We start from the raw sequence: 1,313 nt of genomic DNA, 5'->3' as shown, positions 1-1,313 counted from the left end.
GTCCAGCGTCGCCGTAGAGACGTTTTGAAGGTGGATGGCCGCGTTGGTCGTGAGGTTGTCACCAGTCGAAAGCCCCGAATTGTCGGCATCGAGATCGTCGGTGCCGGCATTGGTGAAATTCATGTTCTTCAGCGTGATGTTGCTCGCGCTGATGAAACTGGCGCCGCGCCCGGTTGTGTTCTGAATTGTGCCGCCCGAGCCGGCGGTGGTGCCGACACCTGTAACGGTCAATCCACCCGAGCCCGTATTGTTGAGCACGATGCCGTTGATGCCGCCATTCGCCGAAATGCTCTGGAAATTCAGCCCGCTGGCGCCGATATTCGTGTTGACGACGTTGAGCGCCGTGCCTGTGCCGGAGGTGATCGTGTTGCCGGTGCCCTGCACCGTCACCGTGCCGCCGCCGGTCGCGTTGAAGCCGTCGCCGCTCGTTGTGTTGATAACCAGCCCGCCATTGGTGAAGTTGATGGCGGCGCCGGGGTTGCTGGTCATGATGACGGCGGCGTTGACGCCGGTCGAGAGCGTCTTGACCGCGCCGCCGAAGTTGATCGTGCCGCCGGCGTTGCTGAGCACGGCAATGCCCAGCCCGCCGTCGTTGCGAGTGATCGTGCTGGCGCTGTCGAAATTGACCGAGCCGCCGGCCATGCCGCGGATGTTGGCGACATTGCCGCCAGGGTTGGTGATGTCGACATTGTTCAGGTTGACGACCGCGCTGACGTCGTCATTGCCTGGCGTGCCCTGGTCGCCATCGACGACGAAGGCATTGTTCGCAGCCCCCGCGTCGGTCTGGATGGCGACATTGTTGAAAGTGTAGGTGCCGGTCGCATTGTTGGTCGAATCGCCGAGAATGGTGATGCCGGCCGTGCCCGTCAGGCTGGCATTGCTGACGGTGACGCTGCCCGCCGCGCCGTCGATCACAATGCCGGTGCCGCCGGTGTCGTTGAGCCCGTTCGCCACGGCAGTGGTGAAATTCACCGAACCGCCGGCGGTGTCGGCGACGACGATCATGCGCTGGCCGGCGGTGGCTTGCGTGATCGTGCCGGCATAGGTGACGGTGGCGGTGCCGCCATTGACGTTGAACGCCGTGCCGCTGGGGCTGATGATCGAGGTGCCGGTGCCGAAATTGAACGTGCCGCCCGAGCCGTTGAGGATGTCGACGCTGGCATTGCCGCCATTCAGCGTCGTCGTGCCGACGAAACTGTAGATGCCGTCCGCATTGTCGAACTGCAGGCCGGTACCGTTCGTCGCCGACAGCGTACCGGTAGCGAAGTTGAGCGAGCCGCTGTGCCCGCCCGTGACGCTGACCAGGGTGGCAT

General features: G+C 63.9%; 1 protein-coding gene. It reads right to left on the bottom strand.

The annotated features are described in order from the left end of the window. Positions 1 to 1,313 (bottom strand): hypothetical protein (locus tag EN906_RS37620; RefSeq protein WP_206529260.1); only part of this gene is annotated, 1,313 nt, incomplete at both ends.

This window comes from Mesorhizobium sp. M7A.F.Ca.CA.004.06.1.1 (assembly GCF_003999135.1).
Lineage (GTDB): Bacteria > Pseudomonadota > Alphaproteobacteria > Rhizobiales > Rhizobiaceae > Mesorhizobium.
This window is presented reverse-complemented; position numbering and strand designations above follow the sequence as displayed.